Source organism: Agrobacterium tumefaciens, assembly GCF_017726655.1.
GTDB lineage: Bacteria > Pseudomonadota > Alphaproteobacteria > Rhizobiales > Rhizobiaceae > Agrobacterium > Agrobacterium tumefaciens_B.
In genome coordinates this window covers 595,403-620,188 of sequence record NZ_CP072308.1, presented here as the reverse complement: position 1 = coordinate 620,188, position 24,786 = coordinate 595,403, and the positions used below count along the sequence as shown (strand labels likewise).

At 59.7% G+C, this 24,786-nt stretch carries 24 protein-coding genes; 11 read left to right on the top strand and 13 right to left on the bottom strand.

The annotated features are described in order from the left end of the window. Positions 1–103 precede the first annotated feature (103 nt). Both uvrA and AT6N2_RS03145 read left to right on the top strand, forming a co-directional pair. Entirely contained in the window at positions 104–3,025 is a 2,922-nt protein-coding gene (gene uvrA, locus AT6N2_RS03150; protein WP_209088397.1) for an excinuclease ABC subunit UvrA, read from the top strand. Between the two features lie 153 nt (positions 3,026–3,178). Then, positions 3,179–3,979: a DUF72 domain-containing protein gene (locus tag AT6N2_RS03145; protein WP_209088394.1), complete on the top strand. Its 801-nt coding sequence runs from the start codon at positions 3,179–3,181 to the stop codon at positions 3,977–3,979. A gap of 6 nt (positions 3,980–3,985) precedes the next feature. Here the strand turns inward: AT6N2_RS03145 and dusA are convergent, their stop codons facing one another. After that, positions 3,986–4,996: a tRNA dihydrouridine(20/20a) synthase DusA gene (dusA, locus tag AT6N2_RS03140; protein WP_209088392.1), complete on the bottom strand. Its 1,011-nt coding sequence runs from the start codon at positions 4,994–4,996 to the stop codon at positions 3,986–3,988. Between the two features lie 138 nt (positions 4,997–5,134). Here dusA and AT6N2_RS03135 point away from each other — a divergent pair, with 138 nt between their 5' ends. Both AT6N2_RS03135 and AT6N2_RS03130 read left to right on the top strand, forming a co-directional pair. Further along, positions 5,135–5,824 carry a fumarylacetoacetate hydrolase family protein gene (locus tag AT6N2_RS03135; RefSeq protein WP_209088389.1) on the top strand — a complete coding sequence of 230 codons (690 nt, stop codon included), beginning with the start codon at positions 5,135–5,137 and terminating at the stop codon, positions 5,822–5,824. 36 nt (positions 5,825–5,860) lie between these two features. Beyond that, the gene (locus tag AT6N2_RS03130) at positions 5,861–6,394 is read left to right on the top strand and encodes a gamma carbonic anhydrase family protein (protein WP_209088386.1); all 534 of its coding nucleotides are present in this window, start codon (positions 5,861–5,863) and stop codon (positions 6,392–6,394) included. A gap of 37 nt (positions 6,395–6,431) precedes the next feature. Here the strand turns inward: AT6N2_RS03130 and zur are convergent, their stop codons facing one another. From zur to znuC, 3 genes are read right to left on the bottom strand one after another with little or no spacing between them, the layout of a single operon-like run. Further along, positions 6,432–6,845 (bottom strand): zinc uptake transcriptional repressor Zur, encoded by a 414-nt coding sequence (gene zur, locus AT6N2_RS03125; protein WP_063948971.1) that lies wholly within the window; start codon positions 6,843–6,845, stop codon positions 6,432–6,434. Beyond that, on the bottom strand, positions 6,842–7,660 hold the full coding sequence (gene znuB, locus AT6N2_RS03120) for a zinc ABC transporter permease subunit ZnuB (RefSeq protein WP_209088383.1): 819 nt from the start codon (positions 7,658–7,660) through the stop codon (positions 6,842–6,844). The genes zur and znuB overlap by 4 nt, the downstream gene beginning before the upstream one ends. Beyond that, a complete protein-coding gene (gene znuC, locus AT6N2_RS03115) occupies positions 7,653–8,600 on the bottom strand; it encodes a metal ABC transporter ATP-binding protein (RefSeq protein WP_209088380.1) in 948 nt (315 codons plus the stop codon). The genes znuB and znuC overlap by 8 nt, the downstream gene beginning before the upstream one ends. Before the next feature lie 104 nt (positions 8,601–8,704). Between znuC and znuA the strand changes: the two genes are divergently transcribed. Next, a complete protein-coding gene (gene znuA / locus AT6N2_RS03110) occupies positions 8,705–9,697 on the top strand; it encodes a zinc ABC transporter substrate-binding protein ZnuA (protein ID WP_209088377.1) in 993 nt (330 codons plus the stop codon). Positions 9,698–9,749: 52 nt separating this feature from the next. On the opposite strand, the gene AT6N2_RS03105 is transcribed toward znuA, so the two are convergent. Continuing rightward, the gene (locus tag AT6N2_RS03105; protein WP_144574220.1) at positions 9,750–10,802 is read right to left on the bottom strand and encodes a LacI family transcriptional regulator; all 1,053 of its coding nucleotides are present in this window, start codon (positions 10,800–10,802) and stop codon (positions 9,750–9,752) included. A gap of 482 nt (positions 10,803–11,284) precedes the next feature. Here AT6N2_RS03105 and AT6N2_RS03100 point away from each other — a divergent pair, with 482 nt between their 5' ends. From AT6N2_RS03100 to AT6N2_RS03090, 3 genes are all read left to right on the top strand, one after another. Then, positions 11,285–13,768 carry a beta-mannosidase gene (locus AT6N2_RS03100; protein ID WP_209088375.1) on the top strand — a complete coding sequence of 828 codons (2,484 nt, stop codon included), beginning with the start codon at positions 11,285–11,287 and terminating at the stop codon, positions 13,766–13,768. Between the two features lie 103 nt (positions 13,769–13,871). Continuing rightward, positions 13,872–14,903: an L-glyceraldehyde 3-phosphate reductase gene (mgrA, locus tag AT6N2_RS03095; RefSeq protein WP_063948965.1), complete on the top strand. Its 1,032-nt coding sequence runs from the start codon at positions 13,872–13,874 to the stop codon at positions 14,901–14,903. A gap of 189 nt (positions 14,904–15,092) precedes the next feature. Continuing rightward, positions 15,093–15,419, top strand: coding sequence for an RcnB family protein (locus tag AT6N2_RS03090; RefSeq protein ID WP_063948964.1), 327 nt, complete (start codon positions 15,093–15,095; stop codon positions 15,417–15,419). Between the two features lie 68 nt (positions 15,420–15,487). Here the strand turns inward: AT6N2_RS03090 and gndA are convergent, their stop codons facing one another. The 5 genes from gndA to ccoG form a co-directional block, all read right to left on the bottom strand. Next, positions 15,488–16,918, bottom strand: a complete 1,431-nt coding sequence (gene gndA, locus AT6N2_RS03085) for an NADP-dependent phosphogluconate dehydrogenase (protein ID WP_063948963.1) — start codon at positions 16,916–16,918, stop codon at positions 15,488–15,490. Between the two features lie 160 nt (positions 16,919–17,078). Continuing rightward, positions 17,079–17,240, bottom strand: coding sequence for a cbb3-type cytochrome oxidase assembly protein CcoS (gene ccoS / locus AT6N2_RS03080; RefSeq protein ID WP_209088373.1), 162 nt, complete (start codon positions 17,238–17,240; stop codon positions 17,079–17,081). After that, positions 17,237–19,528 (bottom strand): cation-translocating P-type ATPase, encoded by a 2,292-nt coding sequence (locus AT6N2_RS03075; RefSeq protein WP_209088371.1) that lies wholly within the window; start codon positions 19,526–19,528, stop codon positions 17,237–17,239. The genes ccoS and AT6N2_RS03075 overlap by 4 nt, the downstream gene beginning before the upstream one ends. Then, a complete protein-coding gene (locus tag AT6N2_RS03070; protein ID WP_209088369.1) occupies positions 19,525–20,025 on the bottom strand; it encodes a FixH family protein in 501 nt (166 codons plus the stop codon). The genes AT6N2_RS03075 and AT6N2_RS03070 overlap by 4 nt, the downstream gene beginning before the upstream one ends. After that, positions 20,022–21,605: a cytochrome c oxidase accessory protein CcoG gene (gene ccoG / locus AT6N2_RS03065; RefSeq protein ID WP_209088366.1), complete on the bottom strand. Its 1,584-nt coding sequence runs from the start codon at positions 21,603–21,605 to the stop codon at positions 20,022–20,024. Before ccoG ends, AT6N2_RS03070 begins: the two co-directional genes overlap by 4 nt. A 123-nt stretch (positions 21,606–21,728) precedes the next feature. Between ccoG and AT6N2_RS03060 the strand changes: the two genes are divergently transcribed. Genes AT6N2_RS03060 through AT6N2_RS03050 form a run of 3 tightly spaced genes read left to right on the top strand, consistent with a single transcriptional unit; the run spans position 21,729 to position 22,964 of the window. Continuing rightward, positions 21,729–22,133 carry a hypothetical protein gene (locus AT6N2_RS03060; RefSeq protein WP_063948959.1) on the top strand — a complete coding sequence of 135 codons (405 nt, stop codon included), beginning with the start codon at positions 21,729–21,731 and terminating at the stop codon, positions 22,131–22,133. An 11-nt stretch (positions 22,134–22,144) separates the two neighbouring features. Then, a complete protein-coding gene (locus AT6N2_RS03055; RefSeq protein WP_209088364.1) occupies positions 22,145–22,501 on the top strand; it encodes a VOC family protein in 357 nt (118 codons plus the stop codon). Between the two features lie 16 nt (positions 22,502–22,517). After that, positions 22,518–22,964, top strand: coding sequence for a VOC family protein (locus AT6N2_RS03050; RefSeq protein WP_209088362.1), 447 nt, complete (start codon positions 22,518–22,520; stop codon positions 22,962–22,964). Between the two features lie 53 nt (positions 22,965–23,017). On the opposite strand, the gene ccoP is transcribed toward AT6N2_RS03050, so the two are convergent. The 3 genes from ccoP to ccoO are packed head-to-tail and all read right to left on the bottom strand — an operon-like array spanning position 23,018 to position 24,780. Further along, positions 23,018–23,881, bottom strand: a complete 864-nt coding sequence (gene ccoP, locus AT6N2_RS03045) for a cytochrome-c oxidase, cbb3-type subunit III (protein WP_209088359.1) — start codon at positions 23,879–23,881, stop codon at positions 23,018–23,020. 2 nt (positions 23,882–23,883) lie between these two features. Next, the gene (locus tag AT6N2_RS03040) at positions 23,884–24,036 is read right to left on the bottom strand and encodes a CcoQ/FixQ family Cbb3-type cytochrome c oxidase assembly chaperone (RefSeq protein WP_004441852.1); all 153 of its coding nucleotides are present in this window, start codon (positions 24,034–24,036) and stop codon (positions 23,884–23,886) included. A gap of 12 nt (positions 24,037–24,048) precedes the next feature. Beyond that, positions 24,049–24,780 carry a cytochrome-c oxidase, cbb3-type subunit II gene (gene ccoO, locus AT6N2_RS03035; RefSeq protein WP_063948955.1) on the bottom strand — a complete coding sequence of 244 codons (732 nt, stop codon included), beginning with the start codon at positions 24,778–24,780 and terminating at the stop codon, positions 24,049–24,051. Positions 24,781–24,786: the final 6 nt, after the last annotated feature.

Below are 24,786 nucleotides of genomic sequence, written 5' to 3'. Positions count from 1 at the left end.
TCCGAAAAGCTTCGGCCGATTGGGATTAGACCTCGACACATCCGGCTGCGTCACTACATAAGGACACGCCGCCCTCAAGCCTTCTATTTGTCCGAGCCTTGTCATGAGTGAACTGAAGACGATTTCCATCCGTGGCGCCCGCGAGCATAACCTCAAGGGCATCGATCTGGATTTGCCACGCAACAAGCTGATCGTCATGACCGGCCTCTCCGGCTCGGGCAAGTCGTCGCTTGCTTTCGATACCATCTATGCCGAGGGCCAGCGCCGTTATGTCGAGAGCCTTTCGGCCTATGCGCGCCAGTTCCTGGAGATGATGCAGAAGCCCGACGTGGACCAGATTGACGGTCTGTCACCGGCGATCTCCATCGAGCAGAAGACCACCTCGCGTAACCCGCGCTCGACGGTGGGTACGGTCACCGAGATTTACGACTACATGCGCCTGCTCTTTGCGCGCGTCGGTGTGCCCTATTCGCCGGCGACAGGCCTGCCGATCGAAAGCCAGACGGTCAGCCAGATGGTGGATCGCATCCTCGCTTTCGACGAAGGCACGCGTCTTTATATCCTCGCCCCGATCGTGCGCGGCCGCAAGGGCGAGTACAAGAAGGAACTTGCCGAGCTGATGAAGAAGGGCTTCCAGCGCGTCAAGGTGGACGGCCAGTTCTACGAGATCGCCGACGTTCCAGCCCTCGACAAGAAATACAAGCACGACATCGACGTGGTGGTTGACCGTGCTGTTGTGCGCCCGGATATGGCCGCACGTCTTGCCGACAGTCTTGAGACCTGCTTGAAGCTCGCGGACGGTCTGGCGATCGCCGAATTCGCCGACAAACCGCTGCCTGCAGAAGAAACCGCGGCCGGTGGTTCCGCCAATAAATCTCTCAATGAGACCCACGAGCGCGTGCTGTTTTCGGAAAAATTCGCATGCCCCGTTTCCGGCTTCACCATTCCGGAAATCGAACCGCGGCTGTTTTCCTTCAACAATCCCTTCGGCGCCTGCCCCAGCTGCGATGGCCTCGGCTCGCAGCAGAAGGTGGATGAAAACCTGATCGTGCCGGAGCCAGCCCGCACGCTGCGCGACGGCGCCATTGCACCATGGGCGAAGTCTTCCTCGCCCTATTATAACCAGACGCTGGAAGCACTCGGTAAAGCTTTCGGTTTCAAGCTGTCGAGCAAGTGGTCCGATCTTTCGAAGGACGCGCAGCACGCCATCCTGCAGGGCACGGATGACAAGATCGAGTTCAATTATCAGGACGGCGCCCGCTCCTACAAGACGGTGAAGAACTTTGAAGGCATCGTGCCTAATCTGGAGCGTCGCTGGAAAGAGACCGACAGCGCCTGGGCGCGCGAGGAAATTGAGCGTTACATGTCGGCAGCCCCCTGCCCGGCCTGCGCGGGGTACCGCCTCAAACCGGAAGCGCTCGCCGTTAAGATCAACAAGCTGCATATCGGTGAAGTCACCGAAATGTCGATCCGCACCGCGCGCGACTGGTTCGAGGTGCTGCCGGAAAGCCTGAACGCCAAGCAGAATGAAATCGCCGTCCGTATCCTCAAGGAAATCCGCGAGCGCCTGCGCTTCCTCAACGATGTCGGGCTGGATTATCTCAGCCTGTCGCGCAATTCCGGCACGCTCTCTGGCGGCGAGAGCCAGCGCATCCGTCTTGCATCGCAGATCGGCTCGGGCCTCACCGGCGTTCTCTATGTCCTTGACGAGCCCTCGATCGGTCTCCATCAGCGCGACAATGCCCGCTTGCTTGATACGCTCAAACATCTGCGCGATATCGGCAATACGGTGATTGTGGTCGAACATGACGAGGATGCCATTTTGACGGCGGACTATGTGGTCGATATCGGCCCGGCCGCCGGCATCCACGGCGGTCAGGTCATCGCCGAAGGTACGCCGCAGGAGGTGATGGCCAACCCGAAATCACTGACCGGCAAATATCTCTCCGGCGAACTCGGCGTCGCGGTTCCCGCGCAGCGCCGCAAACCCAAGAAGGGTCGCGAGATCAAGGTTGTCGGCGCACGCGGCAATAATCTGAAGAATGTCACTGCTGCGGTGCCTTTGGGTGTCTTTACCGCCGTAACCGGCGTTTCCGGCGGCGGCAAATCCACCTTCCTGATCGAAACGCTCTATAAATCGGCGGCACGGCGGGTCATGGGTGCGCGCGAAATCCCGGCGGAACATGACCGTATCGATGGTTTCGAATTCATCGACAAGGTGATCGATATCGATCAGTCACCCATTGGCCGGACCCCACGCTCGAACCCCGCCACCTATACCGGCGCTTTTACGCCGATCCGGGACTGGTTTGCGGGCCTGCCGGAAGCGAAGGCGCGTGGTTACGCACCCGGCCGCTTCTCCTTCAACGTCAAGGGTGGCCGATGCGAAGCCTGCCAGGGCGACGGTGTCATCAAGATCGAAATGCACTTCCTGCCTGATGTCTATGTCACCTGCGATGTCTGCCACGGCAAGCGCTATAACCGCGAAACGCTTGACGTCACCTTCAAGGGCAAATCCATCGCGGACGTGCTGGATATGACGGTTGAAGAAGGCGTGGAATTCTTCGCCGCCGTGCCGGCCGTCCGCGACAAGCTGCAATCGCTCTTCGATGTTGGTCTTGGTTACATCAAGGTCGGCCAGCAGGCCAATACGCTTTCCGGCGGCGAAGCGCAGCGCGTCAAGCTTGCCAAGGAACTGTCGAAGCGCTCCACGGGCCGCACGCTCTACATACTCGACGAGCCGACGACCGGCCTGCACTTCCACGACGTCAACAAGCTGCTCGAGATGCTGCATGCGCTGGTGGAACAGGGCAATTCCGTGGTCGTGATCGAACACAATCTCGAAGTCATCAAGACGGCCGACTGGATCATCGATATCGGCCCCGAAGGCGGCACGGGCGGCGGCGAAGTGGTGGCAACCGGCACGCCGGAAGACATCGTCAAGGTCGAGCGCTCCTATACCGGTCACTTCCTGAAAGAGCTTCTGGAGAGGCGACCGGCTGGAAAACAGCAAGCCGCGGAGTAGTTTCAGAGATTAACGACAGGTGTGCCCGGGCGGCGCCCCGTTATCCTCGCCGTCGAGGTGGGATCCATTGGTCAAGACACCGCCGTCGCCGCAGGCCTGTGAATGACTTGGGCAAAGGCGCGAAAGCGGCACGGAATTTGGGAGGAACAACAGATGTCGACGTCAGGGACTATCCGCACCGGTATCGGCGGCTGGACCTTCGAGCCGTGGGAAGGAACTTTCTACCCGGAAAAACTGCCGAAGAAGCGCCAGTTGGAGCACGCAAGCCGGCAGTTGACGGCGATTGAAGTCAACGGCACCTATTACAGCAGCCAGAAGCCGGAGACCTTCGCCAAATGGGCATCCGAGGTGCCGGAGGATTTCGTCTTTTCACTGAAAGCAAGCCGTTACGTCACCAACCGCAAGGTTCTGGCCGAAGCGGGCGAGTCCATGACGAAGTTCCTGACGCAGGGTCTGACGGAACTTGGATCGCATCTCGGCCCGATCCTCTGGCAATTCGCGCCGACGAAGAAATTCGACGCCGACGATTTCGGCGCATTCCTGGCGCTATTGCCGGAAAAGCAGGACGGGATTCGTTTGCGCCACGTCGTGGAGGTGCGCAATGAGACGTTCCAGGTGCCGGAATTCATCGAGCTTCTCGCCAGACACAAGGTCGCGGTCGTCTGCGCCGATCATCACGAGTATCCGATGCTGCCTGACGTCACGGCCGATTTCGTCTATTGCCGCCTGCAGAAGGGCGAGGACGATATCAAGACCTGCTATCCGAAAGCCGGGATCAAGGATTGGGCAAAACGCGTCAAGACCTACGCGGCAGGCGGCGTTCCTGACGATTTGCCGCTGATAGCGCCGGACCGGAGGGTCGAAAAGACGCCGCGCGACGTCTTCGCTTTCTTCATTACCGGCGGCAAGGTCAATGCGCCCACTGGTGCGCAGGAACTGCAAAAAGCCGTCTGAGCCCTCTCAGCCCGCCAGTTCTTTCATCGGGTTAAAATCGATGGCGGCAAAAGCTGCCTCGATCACCTCAGGCCCGGCTCCCGGTCGGGTGGCGTCGCTGGAGAGGATTTGCCGAAACCGGCGCGCGCCCGGCATGCCCTGAAACAGGCCGACCATGTGGCGGGTGACGTGATTGAGACGTCCACCTGCGGCGACGTAATCAGCAGCGTAAGCCATCATCGCGTCCCGGAGCGCCATCCAGTCATAGGGGTGGGCTTGCCCGCCATAGATGCGGTGATCGACATCGGCAAGGATCGAGGTGTTGTGATAGGCGGCGCGGCCGAGCATCACGCCGTCCATGTATTTCAGGTGCTCGCCCGCCTGATCGAGATCGGCAATGCCGCCATTGATGCCGATGAAGACTCCTGGATTTTCCCGTTTCATGCGATAGACGAGTTCATAGTCGAGCGGCGGAACCTCGCGGTTCTCCTTTGGCGACAGACCCTGTAGCCAGGCTTTCCGGGCATGGACCCACACGGCATCCGCGCCAGCCGCAACCGCCCGCGCCAGAAAATCAGGCAACACCCTTTCAGGCTCCTGATCGTCAACGCCGATGCGGCATTTGACTGTGACTGGCACCTCAGCGACCGCCTTCATGGCGGAGACACATTTTGCAACGAGGTCGGGCTCGCGCATCAGGCAGGCGCCAAAGGTACCCGATTGCACGCGGTCCGAAGGGCAGCCGACATTGAGATTGATTTCATCGTAACCATAGTCGCTGGCGATCCGCACCGCCTGGGAAAGCTTGACGGGGTCAGACCCGCCGAGCTGAAGGGCCACGGGATGTTCCTGCGGGTGATAACCGAGCAACCGCTCGCGCTGGCCGTGGATAATGGCATCGGCGACGATCATTTCGGTGAACAGCAGGGCGCGCTTCGACAATTGCCGGTGCAGAAACCTGCACCTCGTATCGGTCCAATCGATCATGGGTGCAACGGCAAAGATTTTTTCGCCGCTGGCAAGCGCTTTTCTGTACATGGGTAAACCTCTTTGCGCCGGCTTCTACAACAAAGGACCGTAAAAAGCCAGTTTTGCAGGCGAGGTCATTTTGAACTGGAAATCGCCCCGGAATCGCGGGACAAGACTTGCAGCTTCAAGAGACGACAGGAAATCCCCATGGCCGCCACCGTCATCCCCGCCCCGAAACCCGTTCTGCTACCAGTCGAAGGCACGCAAGAGCTCTTCCCCGTGCGGCGGGTCTATTGCGTTGGCCGCAACTACGCCGACCACGCCATCGAAATGGGACATGACCCGTCGCGCGAGCCCCCCTTTTATTTCCAAAAGAACCCGGACAATCTGCTTCCCGCTGGCAATGACTTCCCCTACCCTCCGCTGTCCTCCAATGTCCATTACGAGGTGGAGTGTGTCGTGGTTCTGAAGAGCGGCGGCGCGGATATCCCGGCGTCCGAGGCGTTGGATCATGTGTGGGGCTATGCCGTCGGCATCGACATGACACGCCGCGACCTTCAGGACGGGCTGAAGAAGATGGGCCGCTCCTGGGAGGGCGCGAAGGCTTTTGAATATTCCGCTCCGATCTCGGCCATCGTTCCGGCAGAAAAAATCGGCCATCCCTCAACCGGCGCGATCTGGCTCGATGTCAACGGCGAACGTAAGCAGACGGGCGATCTCGCGCAGATGATCTGGAAAGTGCCGGAAGTGATTGCCGAGCTTTCCAAGCTGTTCACCCTTGCTGCCGGCGACGTAATCATGACCGGAACGCCAGCTGGCGTCGGCCCGATCGTGCGCGGTGACAGGATAGAGTGTGGCGTCGATGGCGTCGGCAGGCTCTCGGTCAAAATCGCCTGATTGTATCGGCAGGAAACGCAACGGAAGGACACCGCCATGCCGCTCTACCGCCTCGCCGACCGGGTACCGCAGACCCCTGCCCCGGATCGTTACTGGGTCGCACCCGATGCCAATGTCATCGGCGCCGTCACACTCGGTGAGGATGTCGGCATCTGGTTTGGTGCAACGCTGCGCGGCGATAACGAGCCGATCAGCGTCGGGCGCGGCACCAACGTCCAGGAAGGCGTTATGTTGCATAGCGATCCCGGCTATGCCGCCACCATCGGCGACATGTGCACCATCGGTCATCACGCCATCGTCCATGGCTGTACCATCGGCGATAATTCGTTGATCGGCATGGGCGCGACGATCCTGAACGGCGCAAAAATTGGCCGCAATTGTCTCGTCGGCGCCAATGCACTGGTGACCGAAGGCAAGGAGTTTCCGGATAACTCCCTGATCGTCGGCTCACCCGCGCGCGCTATCCGCACGCTGGATGACGACGCCGTGGCGAGCCTTCGTCGTTCGGCTGAAAAATATATCGAAAACTGGAAGCGTTTTTCGAGGGATCTGGCGATCATCGAAAAATGATCGACGGCGGGCAACATGCCCGCCCCTAGAATTGCCGTTATGCCGCGCAGGCAGCACAGAGGCCGCGGATTTCGATCGTGGTTTTTTCCGCCTTGAACTTGCTATCCTTCACCCAGCGCTCGAGGCGATGGTCGATCTCGTGATCGTGGAATTCCGTCACCTGCCCGCAGGATTCGCAGATTGCGAAGGCCACCGTTCCATGGTGTTGCGAGCAGCACTCCGCCTGCGTGTGAGTGCAGGCGACAAAAGCGTTGAGGCTTTCCAGCCGGTGGACGAGACCGAACTCCACCAGTTTTTCCAGCGCCCGGTAGACCTGGAGCGGCGCGCGGAAACCGTCATCCCGCAGCTTGTCGAGGATCATGTAGGCGCTGAGCGGCTGTTGCGCATTTGAAAGCGCGTTCATGACCAGCGACTGGTTCTTGGTGAGATTCTGCTGGGTCTGCGCATTCATGGCTTGCCTCCTTCATCTGCGGAGCGGGAAAAACCCGGCGCCGGCAACAGGCTTATAACGAACAGGATCACCGCGGCAACCACGATGGATGGCCCGGATGGCGTGTCATAGGTCAGCGAGCCGAACAGGCCGCCGACAACCGCCACCGCACCGATCAGCGAGGCCACCACCGCCATCACCTCCGGCGTGCTGGAAAAACGCCGCGCCGTCGCGGCCGGAATGATCAGCAGCGAGGTGATGAGCATGATGCCGACCACCTTCATGGCGATCGCAATCACCAGCGCCATCAGCAGCGTGAAGATCAGTTTCGACCGTTCCGGGTTCAGCCCCTCGGCTTCCGCCAGCTCCGTATTAACGGTAGAGGCAAGCAGCGACCGCCACAGGAAGACCATGGAGACAATGACAATCAGTCCGCCGCCCCAGATCAGTGCGATATCACTGCGGGTGACGGCGAGAATATCGCCGAACAGGAACGAGACGAGATCGATGCGGACCCAGCTCATGAAGGCGACGATGACAAGACCGATCGCCAAGGCGGAGTGGGACAGGATGCCCAGCAGCGCGTCGGCGGAAAGAGCCTGCCGTCTTTGCAGAAAAATCAAAAGAAGCGACACGGCCGACGCGACCAGAAACACGCTGACAATGAGATTGAGCTGCAGCAGCAGAGACAGGGCAACGCCCAGAAGTGCCGAATGGGCCATGGTATCCCCGAAATAGGCCATACGCCGCCAGACGACGAAGCAGCCAAGCGGACCGGCGGTCAACGCAACACCGATGCCGGCGACCATGGCGCGCACGAAAAAATCGTCAAACATGGCGCTCTCCCTGGCGCGAGTTCTCGCGGGCGTCGTCGCCATGTTCATGGCCGCAGCCACATTCGTCATGGTCATCGTGGTGGTGCCGTTGGTCATGACGATCATGCGCGTGGTCATGATGTGGATCATGCGCGTGATGATGCCCGTCCTCAGGGTGGCAATGGTCCGTCACCGTGCCATCCGCATGTTGCACCCGCCCGTCGGGCAAATGGGTGTGATCATGATGGTGGCTGTAGATGGCAAGCCCTTTCGCAGCCGCGCCGCCGAAGAGGCGCATATATTCCGGGCTCTGGCTTACCGCCTGTGGCGTGCCACGGCAGCAGACATGGCCGTTGAGGCAGATGACCGTATCGGTTTCCGCCATCACCACATGCAGATCATGCGAGATTAACAGAATTCCGCAATTACTTGAATTTCTGATATTTTTTATCAGATCATAAAGCGCGATCTCGCCGGAGAAATCGACGCCTTGAACGGGTTCGTCAAGAACAAGGAGGTCGGGCTTGCGGGCAATGGCGCGCGCTAGAAGCGCCCGCTGGAACTCCCCACCGGACAGATGCTGCACCTCGGCATTGGCAAGATGCGCGATGCCGGTCGCATTCAGGGCGGCATCGATGTCGCGGGCGGCGAGCGGCCCTGTCAGTGTCATCAGTCGGCGCACTGAAAGCGGCATTGTCCAGTCGACCGAAAGCTTCTGCGGCACATATCCCACTTTAAGACCAGCCTTGCGGGCAACCACCCCCTCGGTTGGTTTGACGACACCGATCGCCATTTTTGCGCTCGTGGATTTGCCGGATCCGTTCGGCCCGATCAGCGTGACGATCTCGCCTTTGCTGACGGAAAACTCCACGCCGCGTACCAGCCAGCGGCCGCTGCGCTGCACGCCGGCATTGGCAAGGGAAACCAGAATGTCGTTGCCCATAGAGGCGGAATGAAGCATGGGATTGTCCGTTCGACGATATTGCCTACCGCTATCGCATACGTTATAGAGTTACGCAATAAATGTAATAACATAACTATACTGGTTCAAGTGGAGTGCATCGCATGAAATCGTTCCTGATCCCGCTCATGGCATCCGTGGCCATTGCAGCCGCGGCCTCCGGCGCCACTGCCGCACCCGATGTCGTGGTCTCGATCAAGCCGATCCACTCCCTCGTTGCGGCCATCATGAAAGGTGTCGGGGAGCCACAGCTGATCGTTGATGGGGCGGCCTCTCCCCATACCTATAATCTGCGGCCGTCCAATGCACGCAAGCTTGAAAAAGCGGATGTGGTCTTCTGGATCGGGCCCGGGCTGGAGGCATTCCTCGAAAAGCCGCTGGAGGCGCTTGCCAGCAAAGCGACCGTGGTGGAACTGGAAGATGCCAAAGGATTGGAGAAATTGCCTTTCCGCGTGGGCGGCCCCTTCGAAGCCCATGACGATGGCGACGAAGCCCACGATGCGCACGACGCACACGCCGAAGCAGGCGGTGCGCACGATCATGGGCACGACCATGGCGACGGCCATGAAGATCATGACCACGGCGCGTACGACACGCATCTCTGGCTGGACACCGCCAATGCCAAGGCCATGGCGCAGGAAATCGAAACCGCGCTGATCGCTTCCGACGCCGGCAATGCCGCGACCTATCAGGCCAATACGAAAAAGCTGATTGATGATCTCGATGCACTTGACGCCGAACTCAAGGAAACCGTTCAGCCGGTGAAGGACAAGCCGTTCATTGTCTTCCACGACGCCTACCAATATTTTGAGCACCGCTACGGCGTAAAAACGGTCGGATCGATCACTGTCAGCCCGGAAACCCTGCCCGGCGCTGACCGTGTGAAGCAGATGCAGGAGAAAGTCCGTCAGCTCGGCGCAACCTGCGTTTTTGCCGAACCGCAATTCGAGCCGAAGCTGATTTCAGTCATCACTGAGGGCACTGCGGCAAAATCAGGAACGCTCGATCCAGAGGCGGCGACGCTGGAGCCTGGCCCCGACCTCTACTTCAAACTGATGCGTGGCATCGCCGCATCACTGAAGGCGTGCCTGTCCTGACAGGCATTCCCGACGCCTCTGGAGCAAGTAGGTGAGCGGAGCGCTTCAAGCCCTATGGCTTTGGCGCCATCGAAGACCATTCCGGCCGGGCAACGCTCTGAAGCGTTTCCGGCATTGCGCCATTGATGCGGGCGAGCAGGGCTTTTGCAAGCTCCCTGCCCGCCAGCTTGATGTCTTCATTGACAGTGTGGATCTGCGGCTTGATCCAGTTCAGGAATTCGGCCGACTGTTTGGAGACGATATCAACGTCCTCGCCGATCTTCACACCCGCGGCCTCGAAACCGGCCACCAGCGCGAAGGTGCTGCTTCCGCTGATCGAGACGATACCATCCGGACGGTCGTCGGATAACATCAGCTTCTGGCCAAAATCGCGGATTTTCTCCAGCGGCGTTTCGCTGGTGATGGCATCGAAAGAAAACTCGGTCAGACCGAAATCCCTGATGGCGCGATTGAAGCCCCTGCGGGCATGGTCATGGAACGAAAAGCGCGACGGCGGAACGATCACCGCAAGCCTTTTGCGGCCGCATTGCGCCAGCCGCTCAACCGCCTCATAGGCGTAGGTCTCGTTGTCGAAATCGTGAAAGGCGTGGTCGATGCCCATATCCGACCGACCATGCGTCACGAATGGCATATTACGCTCGGTCATGAGCCGGACGCGCGGATCGTTCGGCTCGATCTTCGAGATGATCACCCCATCCGCCGAGCCAGTATCAAGGATGTAGCGGATCGGCGCCATGGAATCCTTGGCATGGATGTGGGGTGTAACGACGAGATGATATTGCGTCGAGGAAAGAACCTCTGTGATGCCGAACACCATCTGGCTGGTGAACCCCATCAGCTCTTCGTCGACGCTAAGAACAAGGGCGATCACATTGGTCTTGCCCGTGCGCAGGCGCACACCGGCGCGGTTTGGCTGGTATCCGATCTGGCGGGCGATGAGCCGGACGCGCTCTTTGGTTTCAGCGCCAATGTCGGGCGCATCCTTCAGCGCGCGGGAGACCGTGGTGATGCCGAGACCGGTCATATAGGCGATCGTTTTCAAGGTTGGACGCTCGCCCGTCGTCGCGGATGTATCGTCCCTGCCGGATTTGCCAGTATCGTTCATGTCATGTCGCCGCGCTTTAGAGAACAGTAATCATAGATAGGTTTTGCGCGGTTGCAAAGGCAAAGCTCCGCGCTCGAAGTCTCGCCGAACCCATTGCACCCACCGAACTGTCTAAAACGATGCAGTCATGGGGAAAATTCTCGCATTTCCTGCTCATAGACGGCCTTACATCCGAGGAATGGCGGACACGCTCTTTGAGAATATAGATAAGAAAAATATGCTATCGTATTGATTTAAAACCTTACGAGGAGAAACAGTTCAAAACGAGAGCCTGAAACTTTGGGCACATTAAGGTGTTTTTGATGCGTTGAGAGGAATGACGGGGCGATTGTTTTACGGTAACGTTACCGATGGGAGGAAATCGCAAAGCCGGATTAACGTTCTGCGACCGAGTTGCGAACAGTTGTTCCCCCAGATTCTGACACAAGCCTGCACCATAATGCCGGCCATTCTTCGTTGAGTGATGCAACCAGGGTTCGATCATGTTTTCTTCTTCCTCGCCTGAAACCGTCATCGATCTGGCCGGGCTCTGGCGCCTCACCTCTGCGGAAGGAGATCATGCCGCTGAGCTTTCCGTTCCCGGAGATGTCCACACCGCACTGAAGAACGCAGGCATCATCCCCGACCCCTATCACGGCGCCAACGAAAAGCTCGTGCAATGGGTGGCCGAGAGAGACTGGATGATCGAGCGTACGTTCATTCTCGATGAGGCGGATGCAAGCTGGTATCTGGATATCGAGTACCTGGACACGGTCGCCATCGTCTTCGTCAATGATGTACCCGTGTTGACGGCGGATAATTGCTTCCGCCGCTACAGGCCGGATGTCTCGCGCGCGCTCCGGCCGGGCGAGAACACCATCCGCGTCCATTTCCATTCCAATATCGCCGCCGGCAGAGAGCGGCAGGCGCGGCAACCATTTTACATTCCCTATCATCCGGGAAATTCGCCGATCGCCAATGGGAACATGCTGCGCAAGCCGCAATGCCATTTCGGCTGGGACTGGAATATCGCCATCGCCCCCTTCGGCCTCTACGGCAAAATCCGGCTGAAGCGGCTCGACACGGCACGGGTCGAACATATCGTGACGTCGCAGCACCATGTAGAAGGCGGCGTCGAGCTGCATGTGGCCGTGACACTCTTTGCCGATGGACCGGCAAGCCTGCCAGTCTACCTGTCCCTCAATGACGAAAGGCTGAGGCTTGATTGCGGCGTTGGCGCCGGCGAAACGGTGGTGCGGCACGTCTTCTTTGTCGAGAACCCCGAACTCTGGTGGCCGGCAGGCAGTGGCGAGCAGACGCTCTACCGGCTGACGGTAGAATTGCCCGACGAGACCGTCACCCGTCAGATCGGCTTCAGAACCATCGAGCTTCTGACCGATAAGGATGAGGCCGGCAGCCGCTTCGCCTTCCGTATCAACGGCCGGGAAATCTTCTGCCGCGGCGCCAACTGGATTCCGGCAGATGCGCTCTATTCGCTGACAAGCCGGGAAAAGACCGAAGACCTCCTTTGCTCAGCAGTCGAGGCCAACATGAACATGATCCGTGTCTGGGGCGGCGGGTTCTATGAAGAGAACTGGTTCTACGATCTCTGCGATCGCCTTGGCCTGCTGGTCTGGCAGGACTTCATGTTCGCTTGCAATCTCTATCCCTGCAGCGATGACTTCCTCGATAATGTCGAGCACGAGGTCGATTATCAGGTGAAACGCCTGTCCTCGCACCCCTCCATTGCGCTCTGGTGTGGCGATAACGAGCTGGTGGGAGCGCTGACGTGGTTCGATGAATCCCGAAACAATCGCGACCGCTATCTCGTGGCCTATGACCGTCTGAACCGCACAATCGAAAAAGCTTTGAAGAAGGCTGCCCCGGAAGCGCTCTGGTGGCCATCGAGCCCAGCCTCGGGTTACCTCGATTATGGCGATGCCTGGCACGCGGATGGATCAGGTGACATGCATTACTGGTCCGTCTGGCATGAGAATAAATCGTTCGATAATTATCGTGCGGTCAAGCCGCGCTTCTGCTCGGAATTCGGTTTCCAGTCCTACACCTCGATGCCGGTCATCCGGACCTATGCGGAAGACAAGGACATGAACATCGCGTCGCCGGTCATCGAGCTTCACCAGAAGAACGCCGGCGGCAATGAGCGGATCGCCGGCACCATGTTTCGCTACTTCCGCTTCCCCAGGGATTTCGAGAACTTCGTGTATCTGAGCCAGGTGCAGCAGGCGCTGGCAATCCGAACGGCCGTGGATTACTGGCGCTCCCTGAAGCCCCATTGCATGGGCACGCTTTACTGGCAGCTCAACGATACATGGCCGGTCGCTTCATGGTCGAGCCTCGATTACGGCGGCGGCTGGAAGGCGCTGCATTACGCTGCTCGCCGTTTCTTCCAGCCGGTCGCGGTGTCTGCCATTCCCTCCGAAGATGGACGTAGGGTCAGCTTCTCGATGGTCAACGACACGGCGGAAGATGTCGAAATCGACATGAACGTCGTGGCGCTCACTATGGACGGCAACCGGGTGCCGTTGAAGTCCGCCAATGGCACATGCACGAGCGACAAAGCGGCAATACTGACCGATATCGATCTGGAGAGCCTTCCAGAAGGTGCCATCCTTGCCTGGAGCTTTATCGCTTCCAACGGCATGACAGGTGAAGGCCACCATGTGCGCGATACCTACAAGGCGCTAGAGCTTCAACCCGCCGGGCTCGAATTTTCCGTCAGCCCACTGAAAAACGGCCAGTACGAAATCGATGTCACTGCTGCCGGCCTCGCCCTCTTCGTCATGCTGGAGACAGATCAGCCGGGCCGCTACTCCGACAATCTCTTCGACCTCGCCGCCGGCGAAACCCGGCGTATCATCTTCACGCCGAAGGCGGCCGGCGGAGAGCCGCATTTCCGCATTTTCGATCTTCATACCTGCCAATCCTCGCCCAATCCTGGCATTGAAACCATGCGGCGAAAGGCATAACCATCCCTCTTGGGAATGACAGGTGCACCCGCGCCTGTCATCAACAGTTCAAAGGGTTGCCGGCCTCTCCGGCAGCCAGTCATCAGCAAGTGGAGGAAGACCCATGGTTTGGCAACCGGCCGAAAACCGTTACGCGTCCATGAAATACAATCATTGCGGCAAGACCGGCCTGAAGCTGCCGGCGATCTCGCTCGGGCTCTGGCACAATTTCGGCAACGACACGCCGCACCAGACGAAACAGGCCATCTGCCGCCGCGCCTTTGATCTCGGCATTACCCATTTCGATCTCGCCAACAATTACGGCCCGCCGCCCGGCAGCGCCGAAACCGCTTTCGGCGAAATCCTGAGGACGGATTTCCGGGGTTATCGCGACGAGATGATCATCTCCTCCAAGGCCGGTTACAACATGTGGCCCGGTCCCTATGGCGAATGGGGCAGCCGCAAGTATCTGATATCGTCATGCGACCAGAGCCTTAAACGCATGGGGCTGGACTACGTCGATATTTTCTATTCCCACCGTTTCGATCCCGATACTCCGCTTGAGGAAACCTGCGGCGCGCTGGATCAGATCGTACGCTCGGGCAAGGCGCTTTATGTCGGCATCTCCTCCTACAACTCGAAGCGCACCCGTGAGGCCGCAGCGATCCTGAAGGACCTCGGCACGCCCTGCATCATCCACCAGCCGAGCTATTCGATGATCAATCGCTGGATCGAGGAAGACGGTCTCGTCGACACACTGGAAGAACTGGGCATCGGCTCCATCGTCTTCTCGCCGCTGGCTCAGGGCATGCTGACGACGAAATATCTCGGCGGCGTGCCTGATGGCAGCCGCGCTTCGCAGAGCAAGTCGCTGAACCCAGCTTTCCTCAACGAGCGCAATGTCGAGAACATCCGCGCGCTGAACGGCATTGCCGAACGTCGCGGCCAAACGCTGGCGCAGATGGCGATTGCCTGGGTCCTGCGCGGCGGCCGCATTACCTCGGCGTTGATCGGCGCGAGCCGTGTCGAACAGGTCGAGGATTGCGTGAAGGCGCTGGATAAACCCGACTTCACGCCGGAGGAACTGGCGGAAATCGACCGTTACGCCAGGGATGCGGATATCAACCTCTGGGCAAAATCCGCCGAGCGGGCCTGATACCATGAGCGGGCCGCCCGACACCGTTGGGCGGTCTAACCTCGGAAAAGGAGACATAAATCTGCATCTGAAAGATTAACGTCTTCACCTAACCATTAACAACCATTACACAATTGTAATCTTAAATTCAGTTTCCGTTCATTCGTTTGTTCGTAAGTTCCTCTCATCGAAACACGAGAGGAAACTTCCATGAAAAAGTTCGTCACCATTCTTCTGGCAGCCACCGTTCTTGCAGCACCGATGGCGCAGGCCCAGAGCCGCCACGATGATCGCCACCGCGGAGTCCAGGTCGAGCGTCACATCACCACCAAGAAAGTCATCGTCAAGAAGCATCGCTGGGATCGCGGCCAGCGCCTGTCTGCCCGTGATCGCCGCCATGTCGTAGACCGCCGCGACTACCGCCGTTACCACCTCGCAGAACCGCGCCGCGACCAGCGTTGGGTGCGCGTCGACAACCAGTTTCTGCTCATCAACGCCGTCAGCGGCCTCATCGTCGGCCTCGCCGCCGCCCGCTAACTCAAGTCTGGCGATGAAACGCAAAAGGCCCGCTTGCGCGGGCCTTTTGTCATTATCGTTTCAGCCGATCAGAAGCTGTCTGCACCGCTGCCCCAGGGGCCGTGCGGCTTGTCCACACCGTCGGTGCGTTCGAAGCCGTGGGCGCCGAAGAAGTCGCGCTGCGCCTGGATGAGGTTCGCGCTGCCGCGGCCGCGGCGATAGGCGTCGAAATAGCCGAGTGCGGAAGCGAGCGCCGAAACCGGCAGGCCGGAGAGCACGGCGTAGGAAACCACCCTGCGCAGCGGCGCGTCGGTGTCCTTGACGATGGCGGAGAACGCCGGCGTCACGATGAGGTTCGCCACATGCGGATCCTTGGTGAAGGCCGAGGTGATCTCATCGAGGAATTCCGAACGGATGATGCAGCCTGCGCGCCAGATGCGGGCAATCGTGGGCATCGGCAGGTTCCAGTTGAACTCCTTGGAGGCGGCCGACATGATGGCGAAGCCCTGCGCGTAGGCACCGACCTTGGCGGCCAGAAGCGCGTTTTCCAGATCGGCGATGAAGGCCTTCTTGTCAGCCGGTGCAGGCGCAACGCTCGGCAGGCCAAAAATCTTCTCGGCAGCTTCGCGCTCGTCCTTCTGCGACGACAGGATACGGGCAGCCACGGCCGCCTCGATGGCGGTTGCGGCGACGCCCATGTTCTGGGCTTCGATGACCGACCACTTGCCGGTGCCCTTCTGGCCGGCCTTGTCGAGGATCAGATCGACCATCGGCTTACCGGTGATCGGATCGGCGGCGCGCAGAACCTTCTCGGTGATTTCGATCAGGTAGGAATTCAGACGGCCCTTGTTCCACTCGCCAAAGACATCAGCGATTTCGGCGGCACTCATCTTCAGACCGTCACGCAGGATGCCATAGATTTCGGCGATCATCTGCATGTCGGCATATTCGATGCCGTTATGGATCGTCTTGACGAAGTGGCCAGCGCCGTCATTGCCGAGCCATGCCACGCACGGATCGTCATTATACTTGGCGGAGATGGACGTCAGAACCTTCTCGACGCGCTTCCAGCTCTCCTCGGTGCCGCCGACCATGATCGACGGGCCGTGGCGCGCACCTTCTTCACCACCGGAAACGCCCATGCCGATGAAGGTCAAGCCGCTATCCTTCAGATTGTCGAAGCGGCGGATCGTATCGCGGAAGTTCGCATTACCGGCGTCGATCATGATATCGCCGTTGGCCAGATGCGGCTTCAGGATTTCCATCTGCTGGTCAACAGGGTCGCCGGCCTTGATCATGATGATGATCGGGCGCGGAGGACGAATGGCGGCAACGAATTCCTCGATGGTTTCGCAAGGGATCAGCTGTCCCTGCAATGCCCCGGCTTCAGCGTAGAATTTTTTCGTCGCTTCAGGGGTTCGGTTGAATACGGCGATCTTGTTGCCTTTTTCGGCGATGTTGAGCGCCAGGTTCGAGCCCATGACGCCGAGACCGATCAAACCGATTTCTGCCTGTTCCACGGATGTGCCTCCATCTTGCTTTTAGGTGGTCGTGTTGTGGCACCGTAATCACCAAACGGCAAGGCTGAGGGCGACTGAAACGATTAAATTTTGATGATGCAAATCAGCTTTGCATATTTGCGACAGTATGAGCTGTACCGGGATCGTGCTGCACGCCGCTTCAGGACGAAGGCCGAGGGTGGTCGTCACCATCCTCGATTACCCGCCAGGCCGCGCCGTCCATATCCTCGTACTGGCCTGACCTTACCGACCAGAGAAAGGCGAAAAGCCCAAGCGCGCCCAGGAACAGCGCGACCGGAATGAGATAGATGAGCATGTTCATGCCAGTTGCGCTCCCTCGCCCGCAAAGTCTGTTTTCACGTCCTCCCGGAGACGGACGGTTTCAGCCGCACCGGCAAGGCGCAACGCATTGGCGACGACGATCAGCGACGATGTCGACATGGCAATCGCCGCGATCATGGGCGTTGCGTAACCAGCGATCGCGATTGGCACGGCGATGATGTTGTAGCCTATGGCCAGCGCAAAGTTCTGCCTGATGAGCCGGCCGGCCTGCTGTGATGTCGCGAGCGCGAAAGGCACGGCGTCGAGGTTCTCCTGCATGAACACGAAATCAGCAGCCTGCCGGCCGATATCGGCGGCAGTGGCAGGCGCCATCGATACGTGGGCGGCAGCAAGCGCCGGCGCATCGTTGATGCCGTCGCCGACCATCAGCACCCGGCGGCCCTCGCCTGCAAGCCGGGCGCAGCGCGCCGCCTTGTCTTTGGGCGAAAGGTCCGCGCGCCAGTTGCCGATGCCCAGCCGCTGCGCCATGGCACTGACGGCGGCGGCCCGGTCACCCGAGACGATCTCCAGCGCAAGGCCGCGCCGCGACAGGTTGCGCAATGCCACAATAGCACCCGCGCGCGGATTGTCCTCGAAGCCGAAGCTCGCAAGCTGACGGCCGTCAAGCGATAGCACCACTTCCGACCGCGCATCGCCCCCGTCTATCGACATATCATCCGGGAAGGCAAAACGACGATTGCCGAGCCGGTAGATGCCCGCCTCCGTTTCGGCCTCGACGCCCGACCCCGGAATTTCGCGCACGACATCAAATGCCGGCATGGCTCCGCGATAGGCGGCGTGCAGCGCCTTGGAGAGCGGATGGCGCGAATGGGCTGAAAGCCCCGCAGCAATTGCCATGGTCTCAGGCTTCACATTCCTGGTCTCGACCAGTTTGGGCTTGCCCACCGTCAACGTACCGGTTTTGTCGAACAGCACGGTGTCTATTTCGGCCAAGCGCTCCATGGCTGAGCCTTCCTTGACCATGATGCCGTGCCGGAAGAGCCTTCCTGCGGCAACCACCTGCACGACGGGAACGGCAAGGCCGAGCGCGCAAGGGCAGGTGATGATGAGAACCGCTATGGCGATCAGCATTGCCTGTTTCCAGTCGCCGCCAAGGAAACCCCAGCCGAGAAATGTCACCAGCGCGAGAAGATGCACGACGGGCGAATAATAGCTCGCGGCACGGTCGGCGATACGACGATAACGCGCGCGCCCGCCTTCGGCCGCCTCCATCAGGCCGATGACCTCCGACAGGAAAGAGTCTCTGGCAGTGGCCGTCACCCGCGCCACAAGCGAACCGGTGAGATTGAGTGTCCCCGCCTGCAGGCTGTCGCCCGCGGCAACGCGGCGCGGCGCGCTTTCGCCGTTGACGATGGACATGTCGAGATCACTACTGCCGCTTTCAACCACGGCGTCCACCGCCACCCGGTCCCCTGCCGCAATCGAAATCGACATTCCCGGCTGGATATCCGAGAGCGGGCGATATTCTCGTATGCCGCTCTCACCCAGCACGGTCGCACCGCGCGGCGAAAGGCGGGCGAGCCCGGCGATGGCCGAGCGCGCCTTGTCGCGCATGATATGGTCCAGCGTGCGTCCGATCAGCAGGAAGAACAGCAGCGACACGGTCGCATCGAACCACGCATGTTCGCCGTGATGAATCGTTTCCCACAGAGAAACGGCGTAGGACAGCGTGATGGCGAGCGCTATCGGCACATCCATATTGGTGCGGCCATGTTTCAGCGCATTCCACGCCGATTGATAAAAGAAACGACCGCCATAGATCAGCGCCGGTGCGGCAATCATCGCCGAAATCCAGTGGAACATGTCACGCGTCGCCGCATCCGCCCCCGACCAGACGGAGACCGAGAGCAGCATGATATTGGCGGAGGCAAAGCCGCAAAGCGCCACGGCCCTGATCAGCTGCGAGCGCAAGGCGTCCGAAGCATCCTGCCCACTGGCGAAAAGATGCGTACGATATCCCGTCGCAAGGATGGCGCGCGCAATCTCGGCGGGATCGGTCCTGACGCCATTGATCTCTTCTCTCCAGACGACCGCCACCCGTTTCAATGACAGGTTCACCCGCGCCCGCTCGACTTGCGGCAGGTGGCGAAGCGCGGTCTCGATGGTGGTGATGCAGGCGCCACAATAGAGATCCGGCACGCTGAGGTCAGTCTGGCGTAGTCCCTGCCCCAGATCGCGGCTCGCCAGCAACAGCTCCTCCGACGATGGCGGATTGACGGGCTCGCCCAGCTGCAACGACCCTTCCGTTCCCGGTGCGCAACAGCTCATTTGCGCCCCCTGACGACGGCGATCCGCGTACCCTCATGCACGATGATCCGGCCATCCTTGACGGCTGTCACTTCCACGATCCACTGGCCCGGCAGCATGTCGTGGGCGGCCGTGAAGACACCCGTCGAAACCGGGGTGAGTTCCATGTCGAAATTCTGGCTCTCGCCCACGGGCCGGCGGAAATGTGCCGTCACCGTATCCGTGTCGACCGGCCCCGTATCGGGATGGAAGACCTCGTAACGCACGGTGTTTTCGTCAACGATGAGCTTGCCCCTGATGCCGGTCGCGGCCCTTGCCTTGGCGGCCTCCGCCTTGGCGTTGAACTGCTGGCTGGCGACATAGGTGTTGGGCACGACAAGCCCGCTCCAGCTGTGAACCGCGTTCCAGGCCATGATCATGTTGACGGTGATGACCGTGCCGAAGAACAACACCATGACGCCGAGCATGTGCCAGCCGGTGAATGTGAAACCGGAGGCGCGTTGATTGTTCACTGTCATTTTTTCACTCCGGGAGAATTAAAAACCGCATCGTATCTGGCCGTTTCGTGGCCAGCCGTATCGCTGACGATAAATTCGAAATTCTCCGCCGTCCGCGAAACATCCTCGCCCGGAAGGGTGACGAAGACCTTGAGTGTTGTCGCCTCGTCCGGTTCCACCGTCACCTCGAAGGCACGGGCGGCATTATTGGCCATGCCATTGATCTTCATCACCGCATTCGGAAGACCACCGATGGTCAGGCTCATTACGCGCGGCTGCGGCACCATGTTGAGAATGCGCACGGTATAGCCGTTGCGGATCGAGCCGTTCGATTCCAGGACATATTGAGGATTGCGGTCATGCAGGACGTTGAGCGCCAGCCGCTCGCGCGTCACCAGCGCAAACAGCATACCGATGCCAACGGCAGCCCAGATAGCCGTATAGAGCAGCGTACGTGGCCGGAAGATGATACGCCAGTTAAAGTGGCGCACACGATTGCTGAAGCTGCCATCCTCCTTGCGCACCTTGTCGGGACGGATCGCGTGCTGGCCATTGCCGGTCGCCAGCGCCATGTTGGATTGATATTCAGCAAGCGTCGCATAAGCGATCAGCCCACGCGGCTTGCCGATCTTGTCCATCACGCCGTCACAGGCATCGATACAGAGGGCGCAGGTGATGCATTCCAGCTGCTGTCCGTCCCTGATGTCGATGCCCATGGGACAGACCGCCACACAGGCATTGCAATCGACGCAATCGCCAACGCTCTCCCCCGCGGCCGCGGCCTTTTTAGCGTGCCGCGAGCGCGGCTCGCCCCGCCAGTCATTGTACGTGACGACAAGCGAATTCTCATCCAGCATCGCCGCCTGAATACGCGGCCAGGGACACATATAGGTGCAGACCTGCTCCCGCATCAGCCCGCCAAACACATAGGTGGTGGCGGTCAGGATCGCGACGGTGGTGTAAGCGATCACAGGCGCTTCACCGGTCAGGAACTCTCTCGCCAGAGTCGGCGCATCGGCAAAATAGAAAATCCAGGCACCACCCGTCAGAACGCCGATCACCAGCCAGATCGAATGCTTCAGCACCCGCTTGCGCAATTTGGCAAACGTATAGGGCGCCGCATCCAGTTTCATGCGCGCATTTCTGTCGCCCTCGACCGCCCTTTCGACGACCAGAAACAGATCCACCCAGACGGTCTGCGGACAGGTATAACCGCACCAGGCACGCCCGACCGCTGATGTGACGAGGAACAGCCCCAGCCCCGCCATCACCAGCAGGCCCGCCACGAAGAAGAACTCCTGCGGCCAGATCTCGATGAAGAAGAAATAAAAGCGTCGGTTGGCGATATCGATCAACACCGCCTGATCGGGTGCATAGGGTCCACGATCCCAGCGCAGGAACGGCGTCAGATAATAAATGCCAAGCGTGATCAGCATCACCAGCCATTTGAACCGCCGGAACCGGCCCTCGGCGCGCTTGGGAAAAATCTTCTTGCGCGCTTCATAGAGCGGTTTGCGCGTTTTCGCGGAATTGACGGCTTCCGCCTCCAGCCTTTCAACCGGCTGTTGCGGGCGATCCTGTCCGGCGCGATAGATGTTCATGATAGGAGTCCATTTTTATCTCCTTGCTTTCTCCCATCTCCGCGGTGAAACATCCTTGACTTACATCAAGTGAAGACAAAGTGGCGCAGTCAGAGGAACCAGCACCACCCGGGGGAGGACAAGATGCCTGTCATGCAATCGAGAATCATTCATCTGTCTGTCGAAAGACCGTGGGCGGAGGTCTACGACTTCGCCGCCGCTCCGGAGCACATGCCCCGCTGGGCTGCCGGACTTGCGGGCGGCCTCAAGCCCGATGGTGAAGACTGGATCGCCGAAGGCGGGCCGCTGGGTGAAGTGCGCGTCAATTTTGCGCCCCGCAACGAATTTGGCGTCATCGACCATGTCGTGACATTGCCCGACGGCCTGAAGGTCTATAACGCGCTCAGGGTCACCCCGAATGGCAGCGGCACGGAAGTCAGCTTCACATTGCTTCGTCTTGAGGGCATGACGGATGAGGACTTCGAGCAGGACGCCAAGGCCGTCACGGCCGATCTGCAAACCCTGAAACAACTGCTCGAAGCGAACTGAGGGAGTGAGTGATGACGGAAAATATCAATGACAGACGGATCGACTATGTCGAATTCAACGTCGTTGACATCGAGCGTAGCAAAGAATTCTACGGGGGCGCGTTCGGTTGGACCTTCAAGGACTACGGTCCGCAATATTGCGAGTTTTCCGACGGCCGCCTGACGGGCGGCTTCACAACCACGGCGCCGGTTTCGGCCAAGGGCGGACCGCTCGTCATTCTCTATGCCGCCGATATCGAGGATGTGCAGCGGCGTGTCGAAGCCGCGGGCGGCCAGATCAGCGTCGCGATTTTCGCCTTTCCTGGCGGTCGACGTTTTCATTTCGCCGATCCGGATGGATACGAACTGGCCGTCTGGTCGAAAAACTGATCGGCAGGAATGCGCCATGAATTTGAGAACGCCGCCTTTTTCGTTGATCGGGATCGATCATATCGTCTTCATCGTCGACGACATGGTGCGGGCACTCGATTTTTACCGGAACGTGCTGGGCTGTACTGATGGTTACTCTTACCCTGCTCTCGGGATGGAACAGGTCTGGTGCGGCAATGCCCTGATCGTGCTTTGGGATGTCACGCACCCCGGTGGCACAAAGGCTGCTCCGCCCGTCGCCGGTGGACGTAATGTCGATCACATCTGCATCGCGACCGGCCCCTTGAACCACGATGCGCTTCGCGCCCATCTGGCGAAATTCAACGTCACCATCGAACAGGAAGCCTTTCACGGCGGCGCGCGGGGGATGGGACACTCGTTCTATTTCCGTGATCCCTTCGGCAACAAGATCGAGTTGAAGGGACCCGCCGAATATCCGGATGGACGGGCCGAAAACGCCTGATCCGAACGAAAAAAGGGCGCCACAGCGGCGCCCTTCCTTGCATTCCGAGTGCTTCACTCGCCGCCACCCAGCGAGTGAACGAAGATGGCCAGCTGCTTGACCGTCGTGTCGCCAAGACGTTCGCCCCAGGCGGGCATCACACCGTGTTTCGGCGAGCGTATCTGCGCAACAATCCCTTCTTCGCCATGGGCCTTCAGCCAGATCGCATCGGCAAGATTGGGCGCGCCGAACTCGCGGTTGCCCTTGGCGTCTTCGCCGTGGCACGAGGCACAATTGTCGGCAAAGAGCTGTTTGCCGGGTTCGACAAGCGCCGGATTGGAGGGCGTTCCCGTCAGGCTCACGACATAGGCCGCAACCTCGCGGATTTCATCCGACTTCAGAATGTCGCCGAAAGCCGGCATTTCCGACAGACGCGTGTCAGGATCATCGGCAAAACGGATGCCGTGCTTTACCGTTGTATAGATATCGTCGACGCTGCCGCCCCACATCCAGTCGTCATCATTGAGGTTGGGATATCCCTGCGCGCCCTCGGCACCCGAACCGTGGCACTGGATGCAATTGACCTTGAATGCGGCCGCGCCGCCGGAAAGGGCAAATTGCCTCAGCGTCGGGTCTGCCTGGATGTCCGCAAGCGACGAACTGGCGATCTTGTCGACGAAAACGCTCTGCGACTGTTTTGCAACAGCAAGATCGGCAGCGATCTCGCCGCGGCTGTTCCAGCCGAGGACGCCCTGCGTCGCGCCTGAGATCAGCGGCCATGCCGGATAGGCGATGGTGTAGCCGATAGCCCAGAGGATCGTGAAGTAGAAGGTCCATACCCACCAGCGCGGCATGGGGTTGTTCAGCTCGCGGATACCGTCCCACTCATGGCCGGTGGTTTCAACGCCGCTGATTTTATCGATGTGTTTTTCGGACATGTTCAGTCCTCCCTGAGCGGAATGCTGGCCGCATCGTCCGCGGCCCTTTTCGAGCCGGGGCGAAGCGTGAAGATGACGACGCCGGCAAAAAACAGGGTCATGGCAAGCAGGCCCCAGCTGTCGGCGAAATGGCGCATGGCCGTGTAGGTTTCCATCGTTTCGCCTCCTCACCGATATCCGGCGGCATCGTCATAGGTCGAGAAATCGACCAGCGTGCCGAGCATCTGCAGATAGGCGACCAGCGCATCCATTTCGGTAAGCTTTGCCGGATCGCCATCGAAATCTCCGACCTTCGCCTTCGGGTAACGCGCCAGAAGCTCGCTCGTATCGGCATTCGGATCAGCCTGCGCCTTCATGTCGGCGCCCGCCTTTTCGATCATCTCGTCGCTATAGGGAACGCCGACCGCGCGGTTTGCCTTCAGCTCCATGTCGACATCCGTCACCTTCAGTGCCGTCGTCTTAAGGAACGCGTAGGACGGCATGATCGATTCCGGCACCACCGAGCGCGGATCGGCGAGGTGCTGCACATGCCATTCGTTCGAATAGCGATCACCAACGCGCGCAAGGTCTGGCCCTGTGCGCTTGGAACCCCACTGGAACGGATGGTCGTACATGGATTCTGCCGCCAGGCTGTAGTGCCCGTAACGCTCCACCTCGTCGCGGAACGGACGGATCATCTGGCTGTGGCAGACGTAACATCCTTCGCGGATGTAGATGTTGCGGCCGGCCAGCTCCAGCGGCGTGTAAGGCCGCATGCCTTCCACCTTCTCGATGGTGTTTTCCAGGTAGAAGAGCGGCGCGATTTCCACGATGCCGCCGATGGAAACGACCAGCAACGAGCCGACCAGAAGCAAGGTGGCGTTACGTTCGATGACGCCGTGTTTGTCGAGTATGGACATCGGCCC

Coding starts and splice junctions, on each gene's coding strand:
- uvrA (WP_209088397.1), top strand. CDS start 104: ATGAGTGAACTGAAGACGATTTCCATCCGTGGCGCCCGCGAGCATAAC.
- AT6N2_RS03145 (WP_209088394.1), top strand. CDS start 3,179: ATGTCGACGTCAGGGACTATCCGCACCGGTATCGGCGGCTGGACCTTC.
- dusA (WP_209088392.1), bottom strand. CDS start 4,996: ATGTACAGAAAAGCGCTTGCCAGCGGCGAAAAAATCTTTGCCGTTGCA.
- AT6N2_RS03135 (WP_209088389.1), top strand. CDS start 5,135: ATGGCCGCCACCGTCATCCCCGCCCCGAAACCCGTTCTGCTACCAGTC.
- AT6N2_RS03130 (WP_209088386.1), top strand. CDS start 5,861: ATGCCGCTCTACCGCCTCGCCGACCGGGTACCGCAGACCCCTGCCCCG.
- zur (WP_063948971.1), bottom strand. CDS start 6,845: ATGAATGCGCAGACCCAGCAGAATCTCACCAAGAACCAGTCGCTGGTC.
- znuB (WP_209088383.1), bottom strand. CDS start 7,660: ATGTTTGACGATTTTTTCGTGCGCGCCATGGTCGCCGGCATCGGTGTT.
- znuC (WP_209088380.1), bottom strand. CDS start 8,600: ATGCTTCATTCCGCCTCTATGGGCAACGACATTCTGGTTTCCCTTGCC.
- znuA (WP_209088377.1), top strand. CDS start 8,705: ATGAAATCGTTCCTGATCCCGCTCATGGCATCCGTGGCCATTGCAGCC.
- AT6N2_RS03105 (WP_144574220.1), bottom strand. CDS start 10,802: ATGAACGATACTGGCAAATCCGGCAGGGACGATACATCCGCGACGACG.
- AT6N2_RS03100 (WP_209088375.1), top strand. CDS start 11,285: ATGTTTTCTTCTTCCTCGCCTGAAACCGTCATCGATCTGGCCGGGCTC.
- mgrA (WP_063948965.1), top strand. CDS start 13,872: ATGGTTTGGCAACCGGCCGAAAACCGTTACGCGTCCATGAAATACAAT.
- AT6N2_RS03090 (WP_063948964.1), top strand. CDS start 15,093: ATGAAAAAGTTCGTCACCATTCTTCTGGCAGCCACCGTTCTTGCAGCA.
- ccoS (WP_209088373.1), bottom strand. CDS start 17,240: ATGAACATGCTCATCTATCTCATTCCGGTCGCGCTGTTCCTGGGCGCG.
- AT6N2_RS03075 (WP_209088371.1), bottom strand. CDS start 19,528: ATGAGCTGTTGCGCACCGGGAACGGAAGGGTCGTTGCAGCTGGGCGAG.
- AT6N2_RS03070 (WP_209088369.1), bottom strand. CDS start 20,025: ATGACAGTGAACAATCAACGCGCCTCCGGTTTCACATTCACCGGCTGG.
- ccoG (WP_209088366.1), bottom strand. CDS start 21,605: ATGAACATCTATCGCGCCGGACAGGATCGCCCGCAACAGCCGGTTGAA.
- AT6N2_RS03060 (WP_063948959.1), top strand. CDS start 21,729: ATGCCTGTCATGCAATCGAGAATCATTCATCTGTCTGTCGAAAGACCG.
- AT6N2_RS03055 (WP_209088364.1), top strand. CDS start 22,145: ATGACGGAAAATATCAATGACAGACGGATCGACTATGTCGAATTCAAC.
- AT6N2_RS03050 (WP_209088362.1), top strand. CDS start 22,518: ATGAATTTGAGAACGCCGCCTTTTTCGTTGATCGGGATCGATCATATC.
- ccoP (WP_209088359.1), bottom strand. CDS start 23,881: ATGTCCGAAAAACACATCGATAAAATCAGCGGCGTTGAAACCACCGGC.
- AT6N2_RS03040 (WP_004441852.1), bottom strand. CDS start 24,036: ATGGAAACCTACACGGCCATGCGCCATTTCGCCGACAGCTGGGGCCTG.
- ccoO (WP_063948955.1), bottom strand. CDS start 24,780: ATGTCCATACTCGACAAACACGGCGTCATCGAACGTAACGCCACCTTG.